Source organism: Stenotrophomonas maltophilia, assembly GCF_013464915.1.
GTDB classification, from domain to species: Bacteria; Pseudomonadota; Gammaproteobacteria; order Xanthomonadales; family Xanthomonadaceae; genus Stenotrophomonas; species Stenotrophomonas maltophilia_AT.
In genome coordinates this window covers 24760-42498 of sequence record NZ_RAVT01000022.1, presented here as the reverse complement: position 1 = coordinate 42498, position 17739 = coordinate 24760, and the positions used below count along the sequence as shown (strand labels likewise).

Genomic DNA, 17739 nt, shown 5'->3' with positions numbered 1-17739 from the left:
CTCGCCTGCGCGCAGCGCCCGGGCGTGGAGCGGCTACACTGTGGGTACGAGGTCGCCTACAAGCGGGCGATCCACTCCAATCAAGCCCATACAAGATACATCATTGTATGGACTTGTGCATCTGCACGTATGGAAAAAACTGACCGATGACGCCACCTGCCGCCGGCCGCCGCCTGAAACACCCCAATCGCACCTGGGTTCGCCCGTTCCGCGAGGGCGCCGGCCCGCTGTACCTGCAGATTGCCCAGCAGGTGCGCGAAGCGGTGGATGACGGCGTGCTGCGCCCGGGCGACCGCCTGCCGCCACAACGCGACCTGGCCCAACAGGTGGGCGTGGACCTGACCACGGTCACCCGCGCCTTCGCCGAGCTGCGCCAGGCCGGCCTGCTTGATGCGCAGGGCGCCGGTGGCACCTTCATCGCGCTGTCGGCCGGCAACCGCAGCACCTCGGTGGACCTGAGCATGAACATCCCGCCGCTGCTGGGCAGCGCGCCGTTCGCGCAGGGCATGGAAGCCGGCTTCCAGCACGTAGGGCAGCAGCTGGGCCAGGGTGAACTGATGAGCTACCACGTCGGCGCCGGCACCCGCGAGGATCGCGCCGCCGCGGTGCAGTGGCTGGCGCCGATGCTGGGCACGGTGGGTGCCGACCAGGTGGTGATCTGCCCCGGCGCGCAGACCGCGCTGTGTGCGCTGATCCTGGCCCGCACCCAGCCGGGCGAGCTGATTGCCGCCGAACAGCTGACCTACCCGGGCCTGCTGGCCGCCGCGCGCGTGCTGCAGCGGGGCGTGGTGCCGGTGGCGATGGACGCCGAAGGCATGCTGCCCGATGCCTTGGAAGAGGCCTGCCAGCTGCGGCGCCCGCGCCTGCTGTACCTGGTGCCGACCATCCAGAACCCGACCACGGCAACGATGTCGGCGCAACGCCGGCAGGCTCTGCTGGACGTCGCCAAGCGCCACGATCTGACCGTGATCGAAGACGATCCCTACTGGTTGCTGGCCGGTGACGCCGCGCCGCCGCTGGCCGCCCATCGCGACGCCGGCTGCCCGGTCTACTACATCTCCACCCTGTCCAAGTGCCTGGCCCCGGGCCTGCGCACCGCCTACCTGGTGGTGCCGGCCGGCGAGCCGATGGAACCGGTGCTGGACGCCCTGCGTGCGATCGCGCTGATGCCGACCCAGTCGATGGTGGCGGTGGCCTCGCAGTGGATCCGCAGTGGCCAGGCCCGGGACATGGTGCAGCGCTTCCAGCAGGAGCTGCGCGAGCGCCAGGCCATTGCTGCCCGCTACCTGCCGGCCCGTGCCCAGGCGCATCCGGCCGGCCTGCACGTGTGGCTGCCGCTGCCGCCACGGCTGGACCAGTACCGGCTGATCCAGGCCGCCCAGGAGCAGGGGCTGGGCATCGCCAGCTCCGACGCCTTCAGCGTGGAGGAGCCGCCACCGGGCAACGCGATCCGCCTGTCGCTGGGCGGCGCAGTCGACCAGGGCGCGCTGGCCGGGGCGCTGGCCAAGCTGAACGAGATCCTGTCTGAAGCCCCCGAGGCCCGGCACAGCGCCATCGTCTGAATCGGGCGCATGGCGCTTCATCCATACAAGATGATATTTTGTATGCAATGTATGGATGAAGGACGTGCATCGATGCGCGCCGAGAAACTGAAGTTCCACCTGGTGATGGCCGGTTGCGGCGGCTTTGTCGTGCTGATGCTGGCCGCGCTGGCCTGGGTCTGCCTGCAGCCGCAGACCGTGGACGTGCAGGCCGCCGAGCGCCATGCCATCGAGCAGTGCGTGCAGCGCAGCGAGGATCCGTCGCGTAGCGAGATCCAGCGCCGCGCGCAGGCCGATTCCTGCCGCGAGATGCGCAAGCAGTACGTGCACAAGTTCGGCCGGGAAGATTCCTGATGGGCGCAGCCGCGCCGCGTCGCCGCTGGCTGCTGCCGACGATGATCGCCCTCGCCTGCCTGTTCATGGCCGGCGTTGCAGCAGCCCTGTGGCAGTACTTCGGCTACAGCGCGCAATCCACCTTCACCGAGCAGGCGATCGTCTTCGACGACTCGCAACTGCGCCTGCCAGCCGATCTGGCCGGTGATACCGGCCGCATCCGCGTGGTGCATTTCTGGGACCCGGCCTGCGGCGTGTGCAACCGCGAAACCGGTGCGCACCTGAGCTACCTGATCAGCATGTACCGCCGCGCCGGCATCGACTTCTATGCGATCCGCCGCCCGGGTACGCAGGGCGAACTGCCCGAGCCGCTGCGCAACAAGGTGATCAACCTTCCGACCATCGACGGCATCGAACACATTCCGGCCAGCCCCGCCGTAGCCATCTGGGACCGCCAGGGCCACCTCGCCTATGCCGGGCCATACAGCATCGGCATGGTCTGCAATTCGGCCAACAGCTTCGTCGAACCGCTGCTGGACAGACTGGTGCGCGGCGAAACCGTGCGCCCCAAGGGACTGCTTGCCGTGGGCTGCTACTGCCCGTGGCAGGCCAAGCGCTGAGGACGCGCAATGACATCACTGACGCTGGCCGGCGCGGCCGCCGCAAACAACAACGGCGGTCACCTGTCCGAACCGACCGATGGTTATGGACAGGCTCCCGCCGTTGGAAGCAACGATACGCCCCGACATGCTCCGTACATGCCGCGACCGGATGTCGCAGCGCGCGAGTGGGTGCAGGACGTGCTTGCACACAGCGGGCCGATCTACCTGCGCATCGTCAACTCACTGGAACGCACGGTGCGTCGGGGCGGCCTCGCACCCGGCCAGCGCCTGCCCTCGCAGCGCGCGCTGGCGCAGCAGCTGGGCATCGACCTGACCACGGTCACCCGCGCCTTCGATGAAGCACGCAAGCGCGGCCTGATCGAAGCGCGCGGGCCACAAGGCAGTTTCATCGCGCCGCCCAAGGCTGGCTTCGACCAGGTGGTGGACCTGAGCATGAACGTGCCGCCGGTGCCTGATGCCGACGCGCTGGCGGAGACGCTGCGCCGCGGTGCCGCCGCCGTGCTTGCACGCAGCAACGCACCGAACCTGATGACCTATCACCTGGGCGGCGGCAACCCCACTGATCGCCATGCAGCAGCGCGCTGGCTGCAGCCGATGCTGGGCGCCGTGGATGACAACTGCCTGCTGCTGACCGAAGGCGCGCAGGTGGCGCTGGCCGCGATCCTGGTCAGCCAGGGCCGCGATGGCGATGCGATCCTGTGCGATGCGCTGGTCTATCCGGGCCTGCTGCAGGCCGCAGCGGCGCTTGGGCGTCGGCTGCTGCCGGTGGACGGCGACGAACACGGCATGTGCCCTGAAGCGCTGGTGCGGCAGGCGCGTGACAGCGGTGCACGGCTGGTCTATCTCAATCCCACCTGCCAGAACCCGACCGCCCTGACCCTGTCCCTGCAGCGGCGCGAAGCGTTGGCGCGCGTGCTGGAACGCGAAGGCCTGCTGGCGATCGAAGACGATCCGTACTGGCACCTTGCTGAAGACGCGCCAACACCGCTGGCGACACTGGCGCCGCGCCACGTGTTCTACGTGGCGACGCTGTCGAAGGTGATCAGCCCCGGCCTGCGCACCGCCTTCGTGCACTGCCCGGGTGCCGCACACGCCGAGGCGATGACAGCCGCGCTGCGGGCAACGCGGTTGATGGGCCATCCGCTGGTGTCGGCGCTGGCCAGCCAGCTGCTGCTGGATGGCTCGGCACAGTCGTTGCTGGCGCAGGTACGCAGTGAAGCAGGTGAGCGCATGCGGATGGCGCGGTACCTGCTGGCACCGTCGCTGCTGCAGCGTGCCGAAGGCCTGCATGCCTGGTGCCGGATACCGGCGCCGTGGACCGATGCGACCCTGGTGCGTACCGCGCAGCTGCAGGGACTGGCGATCGCACCGTCATCGGCATTCTGTCCGCCCGGCGTGTCGCACCCGAATGGCGTGCGGCTGTCGCTGGGGCTGGCAGCGGACCGCAGGCAGCTGGAAAGTGCGCTGCGGCGGATTGACCGGTTGTTGTTGTCGGATGCGTTGCCGGCACTACCCCAATGCCACGAGCGCCTGCACGAGGGCATCCATCTGCTCCGGCCGGGTGAATACCGACGGCGTCACCCGCACGCAGGCGCCGGAGTCCAAGCCGTCACGGTGGGTAGTAAACACGCGATGCTCATTCAGCAGGCGCTTCTGCAGCGCGATGTTGTCAGCCAGGCTGGTGCGCCCGCGAAGGCGGAAGCTGGCCAGCGCACTGGCCAGCGCCGGGTCCGGCGAGGACAGCACTTCGATATGTGCCATCTGCCGCGCCGGCACGGTCCAGCGCTCACGCAGGTAGCGCAGGCGCGCCTGCTTGTTGGCCACGCCGATGCGCTGATGCAGGGCAATGGCGTCCGGCAGTGCCAGGTAGGCGGCGAAGTTGACCGTACCGGTGTGCACGCGGCTGCTCACACGGCCATCGTCGGTCTCGCCCATGTAGGGGTCCAGGTCGGTCACGCGCCCCTTGCGCACGTACATCGCGCCGACACCGACCGGCGCACCGATCCACTTGTGCAGGTTGATGCCGACGAAGTCGGCGTTCAGCTGCGGCACCGCGTAGTCGATCTGGCCAAACCCATGGGCCGCATCAACGATCACATCGATACCGCGTGCTCGCGCACGCTCGGCGATCTCCGCCACCGGCAGCACCAGCCCATGGCGATGGCTGACCTGGGTCAGCAGCACCAGTTTCAGGTGCGGCAACCGCGCGAATGCGGCCTCGTAGGCCTGCAGGATCTGCGCGTGGTCGGGCACTGCCGGCAGCGCGATGCGCTCGACCTGCGCGCCGCGACGCTGCTGCAGCCAGCGCATCGCGCCGATCATGCTGTCGTAGTCGATGTCGGCGTAGAGCACCTGGTCGCCGGGCTGCAGGCGGTTGTAGCCACCGATCAGCACCAGCATCGCCTCGGTGGCGCCACGGGTCAGTGCGATCTCGTCGGCACCCACGCCCAGCAGCTCGGCCACCTGCCGCTGCACCGCGATGTACTGCGCCGGAAACTCGCGACGGCCATACCACGCGTTGCCACGGTTCACCTCGGCGGTGTGGCGCTGGTAGCTGGCCAGCGTCTCGCGGCCCATCGCGCCCCAGTAGCCGTTCTCCAGATGGTTCACTTCATCGGTGATGTCGAAGTGGCTGGCCACGGCGGTCCAGTAGCCTTCATCGCGGGCCAGCACGTCCGGCGCCACGGTCGTTGCGGGAATCTGCATGGGCGCAGCGTAACCCGCGGCAGCCACGGCGGGCAGTGAAGACAGCGCGGCCGTAGCCGGCAGCAGTGCACCGGCACGCAGCAGGGAGCGGCGGTTGCGGTCCATCAGAAGCTCAGCCGGTACTGTGCGTACAGATTGGCGCCGTCGGTGTCATACGGCGCGTTGCGCGAGTAGACCAGGCCACGGCTGGCCTGGAAGGTCGCTTCGTCCGGATAGCGGTCGAACACGTTGTCCGCGCCCACGCGCAGGCTGTGGTGTTCGTTGATGCGATAGCCGACGGCCAGGTCGAGGAAGCTCATCGCACCGAAACGCTGGTAGATATCGCCCACTGCATTGCCACTGGAGTCGGTCCAGGCACCGTAGTAGCGCATGCGCGCCATCAGCGACCAGGCACCGATGTCCCAGCTGCCGGTCAGGCTGCCCTTGTGCTCGGGCAGGCGGTCTTCAAACAGCACGCGCTGGGTTTCGTTGGTGGCCACCGAGGTGCTGCCGTTGTCCACGCGAGTGCGGTTGTAGTTGTAGGCCAAGGTCAGCGTCATGCGGCCGGCGCCGAGATCGCGCAGGTAGTTGCCGACCACGTCCACGCCGGTGGTGGTGGTATCGAAATCGTTGGTGAAGTAGTTCACCGAGGTATAGCCCAGCGGATTCGGCGTGCCTGCCGGAATGGCAAAGCTGGCCGACTGGCTGAAGCGGTCGGTGAGCTTGATCTGGTAGACATCCACCGAGCCGGACAGGCCCAGGTCGGTGCGCCAGGTCAGGCCCAGCGACGCGGTACGCGATTCTTCCGGCTTCAGTGGCCTGGCACCGAGCATCTGCGCCAGCGGGTCGTTCGGCGACAGGCGGCCACTGGTGAAGATCTGCAGGGTGCGCGTATCCAGGCCCTGGGTGGTGCTGGTGGTGTTGAGCTGCGCCGGGGTCGGTGCGCGGAAGCCGGTCGACACGGTGCCGCGCAGGGCCACGTCCGGGGTGATCGCAAAGCGTGCCGACAGCTTGCCGTCCAGGGTGCTGCCGAAGCTGGAGAAGTCCTCGTAACGGCTGGCTGCACCGATGCTCCAGCGCTCGCCCAGCGGCACTTCCATATCCACGTAGGCCGCCTTGCTGCGCTGGCTCCACTGCCCGGCCTGGCTGGCCGAGAAGCCCGGTGCGCCGTTGGAGTTGGCCTCCAGGCCCGCGGCCGCGCCCGGGCCTACCGCGTACGAGGCCGGATCACCGGCGCGCACCTGGTAGGTCTCCTGGCGGAACTCACCACCGAAGGCGACGTTGATCGGCTTGGCCAGCGCGGCCACGTCCCACTCGTAGTTGAAGTCGGCGTTGGCGTTCTTCTCGGTCTGGGTCAGACGGCCGAGATCGAACGCGGTCGGGCTGGCCGGGCCGAGCGAGGCGTTGATCGAGTTCTTCAGGCTGTAGTCGATGGCGTTGCGGCCATACGACGCACTGACATCCCAGCGCAGCTTCGGAGTGATCTCGCCACGCAGGCCACCAACCAGCTGCAGGTCGTTCTGGACGTTGCCGTACTGCGGGCTGAAGCCCACCGGATAGATCGAACGCAGGTTCCAGCCGGGGAAGATCGCTGTGGTGCGGTAGGCACCGGTGGTGGTGTCCGGGTTGCGCCAGTTGAAATCGCTGACGCCATCGCTGTGGCTGTACAGGCCGAACGCATACAGCTCCAGCGCGTCGCTGGCATTGGCCTTTACGTTGAAGCCGACTCGGCGGCTTTCCAGTTCCGGCTGACCCCAGCGCTGTACCGGATTGGACACGTCCAGATCCGGATGCGCGGCCTGGAAGGCGATCGCATCCGGGCGCTGGCGGGTGCGCGAGGTGGCGTCGGAGTTGGACGATTCGGCGAACAGCACCAGGCTGCCGTAGTCACCCAGCGACCAGCCGGTACGTGCGCTGAAATCACGCGACGCGCCATCGCCCTGTGCGTACTGCGAATAGCCGGCGGTGATCTCGGTACCGGGGCCATCCTCGAGAATGATGTTGATGACACCGGCGATGGCGTCCGAGCCGTACTGCGCAGAGGCACCATCGCGCAGCACTTCAATGCGCTTGATCGCACTGGTCGGAATCTGTGCCAGATCGGCCGCCTGCGCGCCGCGGTTGCCGAGCAGCGCACTGCGATGGAAGCGACGACCGTTGACCAGCACCAGGGTCTGGTCCGGCGACAGGCCACGCAGCGTGGCCGGGCGCACGAACACCTGGCCGTCCGCCATCGGCAGGCGCTGCACCACGAACGACGGCACCAGCTGCGCCAGCACGTCCTTCAGGTCGGTGGATTCCACCGACCTGATGTCCTCCTTGGTGAACACGTCCACCGGCGCCAGCGTTTCGAACTGGGTGCGGTTGGACGCGCGGGTGCCGGTGACCAGCATCGCGTCAAGCTGGGTGGGCACGGCGCGGCTGACACTGCTGGCATCGACCGCATCGGCCTCCGCTGCGATCGCGCCTCCTGCGCTGGCCATGGAAAGGGCAAGGAGGATGGAACGCGAAAGCTTCGAACGATGCACGGCAGGGCTCCGGGAGGACACGACAGGGCCAGTACCTGTGCGGACACAACAGGTCTGGACAAGGCGCGCAGTCTCGGCGCGATCTGTGAAGGAGCCATGACGTCAGTGCGACAACTTGATGCGCCAACCAAGGTTGAGCGCTGCCAGGGCCCACCCGTAGATCCACGCCATGCGTGGATGGGCAACGCCGCCCCACGCCCCATCCCCGCGCACGCCGGGCTAGCCGTTGCCGTCGTCGCCACAGCCGAAACGGGCCGGCCGTGCCGTTCGCAGCGGAACGAACATCATGGCGGTGAATACCACCAGGGCAGGGGTGGACATGATCCAGATGCCCCTGTTGCGAATCCCGATCCCCATGAAATCGGCCTGCAGATCGCCGATCCACTGCAGCTGCGTCAGTATCATCACCAGCCCACCGATGGTCGCGCACGGCACCCCACCGTGACCGGCCCCAAGCAACGTCGGTGTCAGAAACCCGCCCAGCAACGCGAATCCGACGCGGTACACCAGGGATTGCCGCGCCACCGTGGCGCGCCGGACACCATCAGCAGCAGCAGCGCCAGGGTCAACAGACTGGGCACTACCCAGAGGGCAAGCAGCATTTCGATCATCTCGATCATCGGCCGGGCTCCGCTGGCCGGGCATCCCACGTCGTCGTTCGCATCTTCCTGCTCCTGATCTCGTCCATGAAGCGCACATTGTTGCCGGCATGCGGGAAGACGCACAGCTCGGGCAGCGCAAGAACTGCTAAACGCGGCACCTGCCGATCCGCTACTGTGCCGGCATCGGATTCGGGGAACGGCAGGATGAGCGCGGCAGGCAAGGCCTTGTGGTACATCGAAACCCATGCGGACCAGCCATTGGCACTGGCCGATATTGCCGCCGCAGCGGGGCTTTCACCGTTCCACCTGTCACGCCTGTTCCAGGCCCGCACTGGCACCTCGGTGGTGCGCTATCTGCGGGGACGGCGCCTGACCGCTGCCGCGCAGCGATTGGCCAACGGGGCGGGGGATATCCTGCAGGTCGCGCTGGCAGCCGGCTATACCACCCATGCGGCGTTCACCCGCGCCTTCAGCGAACAGTTCGGGCAGACACCGGAGCGCGTACGCGAACAGGGCACCGATGGACTGGCGCTGGTACAGGCGATCCGCGTGGATGAAGCACCGGCGCCCTGCGCTGAAGCGCCGCGACTGCTCGACACGCCCGCTTTCCAGGTGGCGGGCATCGGCATGCGGCATACCCGCGACAGTGGCGGCGCGATTCCCGGCCAATGGGCGCAGCTCAACCGCGAATGGCCGACGCCGGCACCGATCAGTTTCGGCGTGTGCTGCAACAGCGATGACGACGGTGGCTTCGACTACGTCGCAGCGCTGCCCGCCAGCGCGCTGCCCACCGTGCCCGCGCATTGGCAGCGGATCGATGTGCCCGCGCGCCGCTATCTGGTGGCCTGGCACGGCGGGCACATCTCGACCATCCGCTCGACCTGGTTCTGGCTGCTGGACCACTACCTGCCCGGCTCCGGCCTCAGCCTGGCCGATGCACCGGACCTGGAACGCTATGACGCCCGCTTCGATGAGCACACCGGCAGCGGCGGCGTGGAGATCTGGCTGCCGGTGGACGGGCGTCCCTGCTGACATGGAGTTGAAGATGCGCATGAACACCGCGGTCGTCGGGCTGCTGCTGATGGCATCAGCGCTCTCCGCCCACGCAGATGGCGCCTGGACTGCCGGCGAGCGCCATGGCACTACGACGGTGGCCAGTGCCTCCGTGCGCGATGCACAGCACCGCGACACCCTGCGCTACACGGTGTGGTATCCGGCGCCGGCCGACAGCAGCGAAGTCGCGCTGGCCATCGGTCCGCCTGGGGCGCCCCTGTTCGATGTCGGTCGTTCGGCGTTGGATGCGCCGCTCGCGGGCGCTCGCCTGCCGGTATTGCTGCTGTCGCACGGCAACGGCGGCAGTGCACGCATGATGGGCTGGTTGGGCACGGCGCTGGCGCGGGACGGTTATCTGGTGATCGCGGTCGATCATCCCGGCAACAATGGTGCCGACGAAATGACCTTGCCCGGCAGCATGCTGAGCTGGCTGCGCGCGGATGACCTGCGCGCTGCGCTGGCCGCCGTGCAGGCCGATCCGATGCTGGGCCCGCACGTCGATCCTGCACGGCTGGGCGTGGTCGGCTTCTCGGCCGGTGGTTACACCGCACTGCTGGCCGCCGGAGCGCGGCCCAACCTGCAGCGGCTGCTGGCCTTCTGTACCGCGCACCCCGATGACGGCGTCTGCCGGCCACAACAGGAAACCGCCACGCACACGATGGAGGCGCGTGTTGCCGCTGCGAGCTCACCCGCGCTTTCCCCCTGGATCTCCCACGCCAACGACTCGCGCGCGATCCCCGGCGTGCGCGCGGTATTCCTGCTGGCGCCAGCAATCGTGCAGGCATTTGCGCCGGAACAGCTGTCCTCGCTGAGGCAGCCGGTGTCGATGATGCTGGGCGAGGCTGATACGGTTGCGCCACCGCAGAGCAATGGCGAGGCTGCACAGGCACTGATTCCGCACGCAACGCTGCAACGCCTGCCGGACGTGGGTCACTACGACTTCCTGGCAGCCTGTACCGCTGCCGGCGTGCAGAGGCTGCCCGAGCTATGCAACACGTCGATCCCCAGGGCAGAAACCCACCGGGAAGCGGTGGATGCAGCAATGCGGTTCTTCGCAGACGCATTGCGCTAGTGGCCGCCGGGCACGGCCCGGCGCTACAGTGGCCGCGTCCACGGAGGAACGATCATGCGCCTGCTGCACCTCACCCTGCCGGTGTCCGATGTCAGTGCCGTCGCCGCATACTTCCACGATGTGCTGCAGCAACGCGTGGTCGGCAACCATGTGCACGTCGGCTGGAGCACGATCGAACTGCGGCCCGCTGAAGGGCGTCCGGTCGGTGGTGTGCACCTGGCGTTCAACGTGCCGGACAACCGCTTCGACGAGGCGATGACCTGGTTGCGCGAACGTACACCGTTGCAGCGTAATCCTGCCGGGCTGGACTACTTCGCGCTGGAAAGCAGCTGGCAGTCGCAGTCGGTGTACTTCACCGGCCCCGATGGCCTGATCCTGGAACTGATCGGTCGTCGCCGCTTGCCGGCCAGCGCGCGCGAAGGCGTGTTCCATGGCAGCGAGCTGGCCTGCCTGAGCGAAGTCGGCCTGCCCAGCCACGATGTCGACGCGGTGCGCGAACAGTCCACCCAAAGGTTCGGCCTGCAGCCGATCAGCCCGCCTTCGCCGCAGTTCGCGCCGATGGGCGACGACGAAGGCCTGCTGATCGTGGTGGCGGCGGATCGACGCTGGTTCCCCGAGCAGAAGGACCTGCCCAATGCGCAGGGACTGCAGGTGCAGGTCGGCGACGTAGCCGGCCCGGGTGTTGTGGAGGACGTTGGGCTCGGCTGGCGGGTACAGGCAGTCTGAACTACCAGCTGCCCGATGCACCGCCTCCGCCGCTGCGGCCACCGCCCCCGGACCAGCTGCTGGAACTGCTCGAGGATGAACTCGACGACGAGGTGCTGGACGCGCTGCGGTGGCCACCGGATGAACTGCGGCTGCCGCGTGCCTTCTCACCTGGCAGCATGGTGAAGATCCAGGCGAAGTACAGCACCAACGTGCCGGCACTCCACCCGATCGTCGCCGCAAGGCGCGCAACCGGGTCGGCCCGATCAATGGCCAGCAGTGCGAAGATCGCGTAGCCCGCGGTCAGCAGCAACAGCACGGAGAACCTCACCCCGAAGCTGCTGCGGTCCTTGTGCCAGCGCGCGCGAGACGCCTGTAGGAGGAAGAACACCAGCATGGCCACGATACCCACCGCCAGGTCCAGCAACGTGTGCAGGGCCAGACTGGGCGGTAGCTGGCCACGCAGCACCATCACCACGAAGAACCCCGAACTGGCCGCGAGCATGCCCAGCAGCACCACGCGCACACCTCGGCTGCGGCGCCAGCACCAGCCGAGCAGGCTCGCCACCGGCACGCACAACGCCAACACGATGCAGAGCGCTGCCAGTGCCTGGCGTGGCGCCCACATGGCCGTCGCCAGCAGGCCCGCGGCCACCACAGCCGTCACCAGCAGCGGGCGGGCCCAGGCCGGCAATCGCTTCGGGCGCGCCTGCGGCGTGGTGACCTCGCGCGGCGCTCCACGCCGGCGCTCGCGATGCCTGCGTGCGAAGTCGTCCGGCGTCCTGGTCGCCGGCCGCGAGGGCGGCGAGCGCCACAGGCCCGCAAGGAAGCCGGCCAGCAGCGTCAGTGCAACCACCGAGTCCGCGCTGCGCCAATCGGCCGGCAGCACGTTGCGCATCGATGGCTCTTCCCATGCCGGCAGATCCTCGCCATTGATCAGCGCGACCACGATCTTCGTTCCATCCAGCAGGCCCTGATCAAGGTCGCCATCGCGGAAACGTGGCACGATCGCCTTGTCGATGATGCGGGCGGCATAGGCATCGGGAATCGCGCCCTCCAGGCCGTAACCGGTCTGGATGCGCACGCGGCGGTCCTGCACGGCCACAAGCAGCAACACGCCATCGTCAACGCCTTCGCGGCCCAGCTGCCACTGGTCGAACACCCGCTGGGCGTAGGCCTCGATGCCCTCGTCGCCAACATGGTCGACCACCAGCACCTGCAGCTGCGCGCCGGTGCGCGCCTGCAACTGAAGTGCCTGCGTGCGCAGTATGTCGCGGGTATCCGCCGACAGTGCATTGGCGGTATCCACCACCGGATCATCCAGTGCGGGTACTGCGGCTGCGGCCATCACCATCCTCGGCAACAGGCACAGCGACACCAGCAGCCAGGCCATGGCCCATGTGCGCATCACCCTGCGCGGCATCCTCATGTGCCCTGCCCCGCCTCGATCCGCGCATGCAGCACCTGCAACTGCGCGACCGCCTGGTTGAACACCTGCAGATCGGCATCCACCAGGGCCGTCCAGTCGGGCGTGTGCCCCAGCAGCTGCGCCACCTGTTCGTCCGGTGCGCGGTCGAAGCCCTCGCCAAGCACGGCAAGATAGCGCTCACGGAACCCTTCCGGGTCGCGCTGGTCCTGCACGTACAGCTGCACCGCCAGCAGCCCCGCATAGAGATAATTCACCAGATAGTTCGGGTCTTCATACATCAGGCGCTTGCTGATCCAGCTGTTGCGCAGCTGCGGGTAGCGCTCCGGTTGCTGGCCGAAACGCGCCAGCACCTGGCCGGTCAGCGCGTCCAGGTCGTCGGCGGTGCCCAACGTGCCGGCGGCAACGCCCCGGTAGATCGACTGCTCCAGCTGCGCCTCCTCGGAAGAGGTGAACAGCTGCAGCACCATGTCGTCCAGCAGCGACTTCAGGTAATAGGCCTTGGCACGCGGGTCCTGTGCCTGCTGGTACAGCTGGTCGCGGAAGCGCAGCTCGTTGTAGATCGCGAACGCCTCGGTCAGCCACGGGCTGCCATTGCGCTGCAGCGGCGACGCATGGCCGCGCTGCATCCACTCGCCGTGCAGGGCATGACCGGCTTCGTGCGCGATCTCGACATCGCTTTCCAGATCCCCGCTGCGCACACCAACGAACAGCATTGCCGGCACACCGGGAGCGCTCACCGGGAACGCATCCTGGCTGCGGTCACCGCGTTCGGTGGCCAGATCCATACGCTGGTTGGCCGGATCGAGCAGCGCGCGCAGCTCGGCGACATACGCCGGGCCCAGGTGCTGCATGGCATCGGCGGCATTGTCGCGCAGCTGCGCCAGCGTCAGTACCGGCGGCGTGTAGCCGGCATCGGGCAGCGTGGTGTCCCAAAGCTGCGGCGCATCGATGCCGGAGCGCGCAGCGCGGCGCAGCAGCATGTCCTGGTAGGCGCGACGATCCCCTGCATGGCGTTCGATCGCCTGCAGCGTCGCATCCACTGCCGCTGTATCCAGCCCCATGCGCTGGTAGCCATGTTCAGGCGCCGAGCCATCGCCCTGCAGGCGTGCGGCGGCATCATTCACCTGCACCAGCCCCAGCAGCACCGACGCCATCGGCTCGCGGCGCGAGTGCAGGCCCTGCCAGTAGCCCTTCCAGCCGGCCTCGCGCAAGGCGCGGTCAGGCTGCCGGGCCAGTGCCTGCCTGTCGCGCCCCGTGTCCCAGTGCCGACCGCCGTGCTCGATCTGCGGGTACACGGCGCTGCGCAGGATCTGCCCACGCAGGCGCGCGAAGCTGTCCAGCGCCGGATCGGCCAGTGCCTCCACGGCTTTGTCCAGTTCAGCGTTGGCCGGAGCGGCGGCTTCCTTCAACGCACGTACGCGCAGGAAGGCATACGGTGCTGTCCACGCCGCATCTGCGGGCGCCTCGCGCAGCGCAGCACGACCGTTGCTGGCGATGCGGCTGCACAGCCCCATCACCTGATCCAGCGCCTGCGCCGGACGATGATCACGCGCGTTGCGGGCGGCCTGCAGGTGCAGGTAGCCGTGATGGCGCAGGCATTGCGCCTCCAGTATCTCGGCCTGCCGGAAGCGTTCCTCGGGTGCGATGCCTGCAGCGTGCAGCAGTGTCTCCAGCTGCCTGTCCAGCGTGACACGCGCGGCCTGTTCGGCGGCCGCGCTGGCGAAATAGGCGCGGTCATCGGCATGCACCGACTGCGCCTGGACGCCGCTGACGGCGACCATCGCCAGCACGGCGACAATGGCGGCGGTGATGATGTGCATCCTGCGAGCCTGCATCGGCGTCTCCCTGCCTGCACCAGGCTTCGAGCCTAGCAGCAAGCCGCCCGGCCCGCCTGTGCCGAGTCAGGCCTCAGATCGACTCATCCTCGCGCTTGACCAGCATCCAGCACGGCGCCTGCGCGAAGGTGTAGGTCTGCTGGTCGCTGCTGTCCGGCCTGCGGATCTGCACCTGGCGCTGTCCATCGGCCAGCGTGCTGACCTGCAACTCGCGCCCCTGACCGGCCAAGGCAGCGGGATCGGGCATCACCGGCCACTCGACGTCGGTCAGCGCCAGCCGGCTTTCCACCTTGCGCGGTTCCGGCTCGGCCTCGGCATCGATGTAGCTGTCCAGCAGTGGGTCGGCGGTGGCCTTTTCCTGCAGCGTGATCTCGTTGCCGAAGTGCTTCAGGAAGACATCGAACTCCGGGTAGGGGCATTCACTGGGTGCAGCCACAGGCGTGGGCTCGGCGGCGGTGGTCGCCGGCGCGGCCGGAGCAGGCGCGGCCTCGGCCGCTGTCCGCGGTGCCTGCGGCGCTGGCGTGCAGGCAACCAGCACCACGCCACTGGCGAGCATCAGCAGTGCGGCAGAACGGTAACGAAACATGGGCTCATCCTGAATCCGGTCCGGTCGCTCCATGCTACTGCTCATCCTACAATTCCGGCATTCCGCCTGTCCGAGACTGTCCATGCATCGTGTCCTGCTCCTGATCGGCCTGCTGCTGCCCGCGCTGTGGCCTGCCGTGGCGTTGGCCGTCGATGTCCACGAAGGCGATCTGCTGTTCGTCACCGCCGGCCGCAGCGGCCTGAGCGCGGCCATCGACGATGCCACCGGCAGGCAGGGGGCGACCAGCTTCGATCACGTGGCCCTGGTGGCCTCGGCGCCGAAGGGCTGGGAGGTGCTGCACGCGGACGAGAAGGGATCGCGCCGGCAGTCGCTGGCCGAGTTCCGCCAGGACGCGCGTGCCAAGCAGCGGCAGGTCGTGGTCTATCGCCTGCGCGCGCCGCAGCAGGATGCGATCAAGGATGCGGTCGCCACCGCGCGCACGATGCTGGGCAAGCCGTACAACACGTCGTATGTGTTGAACGAGGACAGCTACTACTGCTCGGACTTCATCGAACGCGCGTTCCGCGCGCATCACGTGTTCGCACTGCAGCCGATGAACTTCCGCAACCCACAGACTGGAGAGATCGCCCAGCACTGGGTAGACCTGTACCGTGGGATGGGCATGGACGTGCCGCAGGACCAGCCTGGCACCAATCCCAACGACATGTCGTCGGCACCGGTACTGCAGCGCATCGGCGTGCTGCAATAAGAGAAGCCCCGCACAAGGCGGGGCTTCACCGGTCACACCGCGCGTGCGGCGGGATCATTCTTCTTCGTCGTGGCCGCCCTGCTGCTGGTTGCGTTCCTTGCGCTGCTGGTCCTGCTGCTGTTGCTGCTGCTGGTCACGGCGTCCCTGCTGCTGATCCTGCTGGTTCTGCTGGCCCGGCTGCTTCTGGTTCGGGTTCTGGTTCTGCTGTGCCATGTCCGTTCTCCGAAAGCCACTCGCGGAATGCGGTGGACGCGGACATCGTCTGCAGCAATTGGTTAATCACGCGTGGGTAGGCGGCTACATTCGTGTGTACGGCTGTGAATGAACGCGCCCGGCCCCTTGCGGCACAAGCCTCTGAAGGATTCATGTGGGTTCGGCATGTGCTCATGCCATGGTCAGTGAGGCGCGCATTCATGGCATCCGCTGGTGGAAACACGCGCTGAACGTGGCTGGCTTGGCTGCCCGCGCAGGAAAACCAGCCCTGCATTCAGGGCATCACCGGTGGCACATAGGCCAGGGTCATGCCCAGCAGCCACAGCAGGCCCAGCACCAGCGGAATGTGCACCAGCAGCTGGATGAAGGTGAAGCCGACGATGTCGCGTGCCTTCAGGCCCAGCACGCCCAGCAGCGGCAGCATCCAGAACGGATTGATCAGGTTCGGCAGCGCTTCGGCGGCGTTGTAGACCTGCACCGCCCAGCCCAGGTGCGCCTTCAGTTCGTTGGCGGCCTGCATCACGTACGGTGCCTCGATGATCCACTTGCCACCACCAGAGGGCACGAAGAAGCCCAGTACCGCCGAATAAACACCCATCACCAGCGCGAAGGTATCGGTGCTGGCCACGTGCACGAACAGGCTCGACAGCCGGTGCGCCAGCGTCTGCCCATCACCGCCGGCAGCATGGGTGAGGATCATCGCGATGCCCCCGTACAGCGGGAACTGGATCAGCACGCCGGTGGTACTGGGCACCGCCTTGGCCACCGCGTTGAGGAAGCTGCGCGGGCGCCAGTGCAACAGCAGGCCCAGCGAAATGAACAGGAAGTTGTAGGTGTTGAGGTTGGCGATGGCGGTGACCACCGGCTTGTTGGCGAACTCGTTGAACAGCCAACCGAACGCCAGCAGCGAAAGCAGCACGGTCAGCAGCGGGCTGTATTCCAGCCACTCGCCCGGGCGCGTGCGGCGCTGCAGCGGCTCCGGCTCGGCCTGCGCGGCGCCCGGGAAATCCTCGGCAGTACGCGCACTAGCGGCGGCCGGCGCGGTCAGCCAGGCGATCAGCAGCGAGACCAGGATCAGCACCGCGGTCAGCGCGATCGACTGCCACAGGAAAATGGTTTCGGTGAACGGCAGTACGCCGGTGATCTCGACCAGCCCCGGCGGCATGCTGGCGGGGTTGGCCTGCAGCTGCGCGGCCGACGAACTCAGGCCCATCGCCCACACCGCGCCCAGCCCCAGATAGGCCGAAGCACCGGCCGCGCGGTAGTCCATGCGCAGCTCGGTGCGGCGGGCCAGCGCGCGCACCAGCAGGCCGCCGAACACCAGCGAGAAGCCCCAGCTGAGCAGCGAGGCGAGCATGCTGACCAGGCCCACGTACACCACTGCACCGCGGCCGGTGCGCGGCACCCGGGCCAGGAAGTCGATGAAGCGCGCGACCACCGGTGCGGTCGCCACGGCGTAGCCACCGATGACCACGAAGGCCATCTGCATGGTGAAGGGGATCAGGCTCCAGAAGCCGTCACCGAAGGCGCTGGCGGTGGCCTGCGGAGTCGAGCCGAAGCCCATCGCCGCCAGCGCGACGATGACCACGCCCAGCACCGCGAACACGTACGCATCGGGGAACCACTTTTCCGCCCAGGCGGCCGAGCGCAGCGCTGCGCGCGCCATCCAGCCATCCTGTACTGCTGCCGTCGAGGCCATCGCCTACCCTCCCAGGTTCGATGGCCCGATTCTGGGCGGTGGGGTGCGAGCTGTCTGCCACCTATTGGTCGTAGGTGGCGGAGGATGGTAGTGCCGGCCGCTGGCCGGCAATCCCGGGATCGCGCA

At 67.8% G+C, this 17739-nt stretch carries 16 protein-coding genes and 1 pseudogene; 8 read left to right on the top strand and 9 right to left on the bottom strand.

Annotation, left to right across the window (positions count from 1 at the left end; genetic code table 11):
• The first annotated feature begins 146 nt into the window (after positions 1–146).
• The 4 genes and pseudogenes from D7T59_RS07620 to D7T59_RS21425 all read left to right on the top strand — a co-directional run.
• Entirely contained in the window at positions 147–1562 is a 1416-nt protein-coding gene (locus D7T59_RS07620; protein ID WP_180852551.1) for an aminotransferase-like domain-containing protein, read from the top strand.
• A 72-nt stretch (positions 1563–1634) separates the two neighbouring features.
• On the top strand, positions 1635–1895 hold the full coding sequence (locus tag D7T59_RS07615; RefSeq protein ID WP_005411478.1) for a hypothetical protein: 261 nt from the start codon (positions 1635–1637) through the stop codon (positions 1893–1895).
• Positions 1895–2494, top strand: a complete 600-nt coding sequence (locus D7T59_RS07610; RefSeq protein ID WP_012481503.1) for a DUF6436 domain-containing protein — start codon at positions 1895–1897, stop codon at positions 2492–2494. Before D7T59_RS07615 ends, D7T59_RS07610 begins: the two co-directional genes overlap by 1 nt.
• Positions 2495–2503: 9 nt before the next feature.
• Positions 2504–4009 (top strand): annotated as a pseudogene (locus D7T59_RS21425) (aminotransferase-like domain-containing protein); the annotation flags it as partial.
• On the opposite strand, the gene D7T59_RS07600 reads toward D7T59_RS21425, so the two are convergent.
• The 4 genes from D7T59_RS07600 to D7T59_RS21295 all read right to left on the bottom strand — a co-directional run bounded on the left by D7T59_RS07600 (position 4007) and on the right by D7T59_RS21295 (position 8330).
• Positions 4007–5308, bottom strand: a complete 1302-nt coding sequence (locus D7T59_RS07600) for an aminotransferase class V-fold PLP-dependent enzyme (protein ID WP_180852549.1) — start codon at positions 5306–5308, stop codon at positions 4007–4009. The pseudogene D7T59_RS21425 and the gene D7T59_RS07600 sit on opposite strands and share 3 nt — an antisense overlap.
• Complete coding sequence (locus D7T59_RS07595) at positions 5308–7710, bottom strand: TonB-dependent receptor domain-containing protein (RefSeq protein WP_180852548.1); 2403 nt, start codon at positions 7708–7710, stop codon at positions 5308–5310. The genes D7T59_RS07600 and D7T59_RS07595 overlap by 1 nt, the downstream gene beginning before the upstream one ends.
• Positions 7711–7929: 219 nt before the next feature.
• On the bottom strand, positions 7930–8217 hold the full coding sequence (locus tag D7T59_RS07590) for a hypothetical protein (RefSeq protein ID WP_258013115.1): 288 nt from the start codon (positions 8215–8217) through the stop codon (positions 7930–7932).
• Entirely contained in the window at positions 8178–8330 is a 153-nt protein-coding gene (locus D7T59_RS21295) for a hypothetical protein (protein WP_258013114.1), read from the bottom strand. Before D7T59_RS21295 ends, D7T59_RS07590 begins: the two co-directional genes overlap by 40 nt.
• 186 nt (positions 8331–8516) lie before the next feature.
• On the opposite strand from D7T59_RS21295, the gene D7T59_RS07585 reads away from it, so the two are divergent.
• Genes D7T59_RS07585 through D7T59_RS07575 form a run of 3 tightly spaced genes read left to right on the top strand, consistent with a single transcriptional unit; the run spans position 8517 to position 11163 of the window.
• Positions 8517–9344 (top strand): AraC family transcriptional regulator, encoded by an 828-nt coding sequence (locus tag D7T59_RS07585; protein ID WP_180852547.1) that lies wholly within the window; start codon positions 8517–8519, stop codon positions 9342–9344.
• A 13-nt stretch (positions 9345–9357) separates the two neighbouring features.
• Complete coding sequence (locus tag D7T59_RS07580; protein ID WP_180852546.1) at positions 9358–10437, top strand: alpha/beta hydrolase family protein; 1080 nt, start codon at positions 9358–9360, stop codon at positions 10435–10437.
• 54 nt (positions 10438–10491) lie between these two features.
• The gene (locus tag D7T59_RS07575) at positions 10492–11163 is read left to right on the top strand and encodes a VOC family protein (RefSeq protein WP_180852545.1); all 672 of its coding nucleotides are present in this window, start codon (positions 10492–10494) and stop codon (positions 11161–11163) included.
• A gap of 1 nt (position 11164) precedes the next feature.
• Here the strand turns inward: D7T59_RS07575 and D7T59_RS07570 are convergent, their stop codons facing one another.
• The 3 genes from D7T59_RS07570 to D7T59_RS07560 all read right to left on the bottom strand — a co-directional run bounded on the left by D7T59_RS07570 (position 11165) and on the right by D7T59_RS07560 (position 14992).
• Positions 11165–12565, bottom strand: coding sequence for a TPM domain-containing protein (locus D7T59_RS07570; RefSeq protein WP_180852573.1), 1401 nt, complete (start codon positions 12563–12565; stop codon positions 11165–11167).
• Positions 12566–12567: 2 nt separating this feature from the next.
• A complete protein-coding gene (locus tag D7T59_RS07565) occupies positions 12568–14406 on the bottom strand; it encodes a M3 family metallopeptidase (RefSeq protein WP_180852544.1) in 1839 nt (612 codons plus the stop codon).
• Positions 14407–14479: 73 nt separating this feature from the next.
• On the bottom strand, positions 14480–14992 hold the full coding sequence (locus D7T59_RS07560) for a hypothetical protein (protein ID WP_180852543.1): 513 nt from the start codon (positions 14990–14992) through the stop codon (positions 14480–14482).
• Positions 14993–15074: 82 nt separating this feature from the next.
• Between D7T59_RS07560 and D7T59_RS07555 the strand changes: the two genes are divergently transcribed.
• A complete protein-coding gene (locus tag D7T59_RS07555) occupies positions 15075–15701 on the top strand; it encodes a YiiX/YebB-like N1pC/P60 family cysteine hydrolase (protein ID WP_164137512.1) in 627 nt (208 codons plus the stop codon).
• 54 nt (positions 15702–15755) lie between these two features.
• Here the strand turns inward: D7T59_RS07555 and D7T59_RS07550 are convergent, their stop codons facing one another.
• Together D7T59_RS07550 and D7T59_RS07545 are read right to left on the bottom strand one after the other, a co-directional pair.
• Positions 15756–15914: a hypothetical protein gene (locus D7T59_RS07550; protein WP_014038817.1), complete on the bottom strand. Its 159-nt coding sequence runs from the start codon at positions 15912–15914 to the stop codon at positions 15756–15758.
• Between the two features lie 274 nt (positions 15915–16188).
• Entirely contained in the window at positions 16189–17613 is a 1425-nt protein-coding gene (locus tag D7T59_RS07545) for a short-chain fatty acid transporter (RefSeq protein ID WP_180852542.1), read from the bottom strand.
• Positions 17614–17739: the final 126 nt, after the last annotated feature.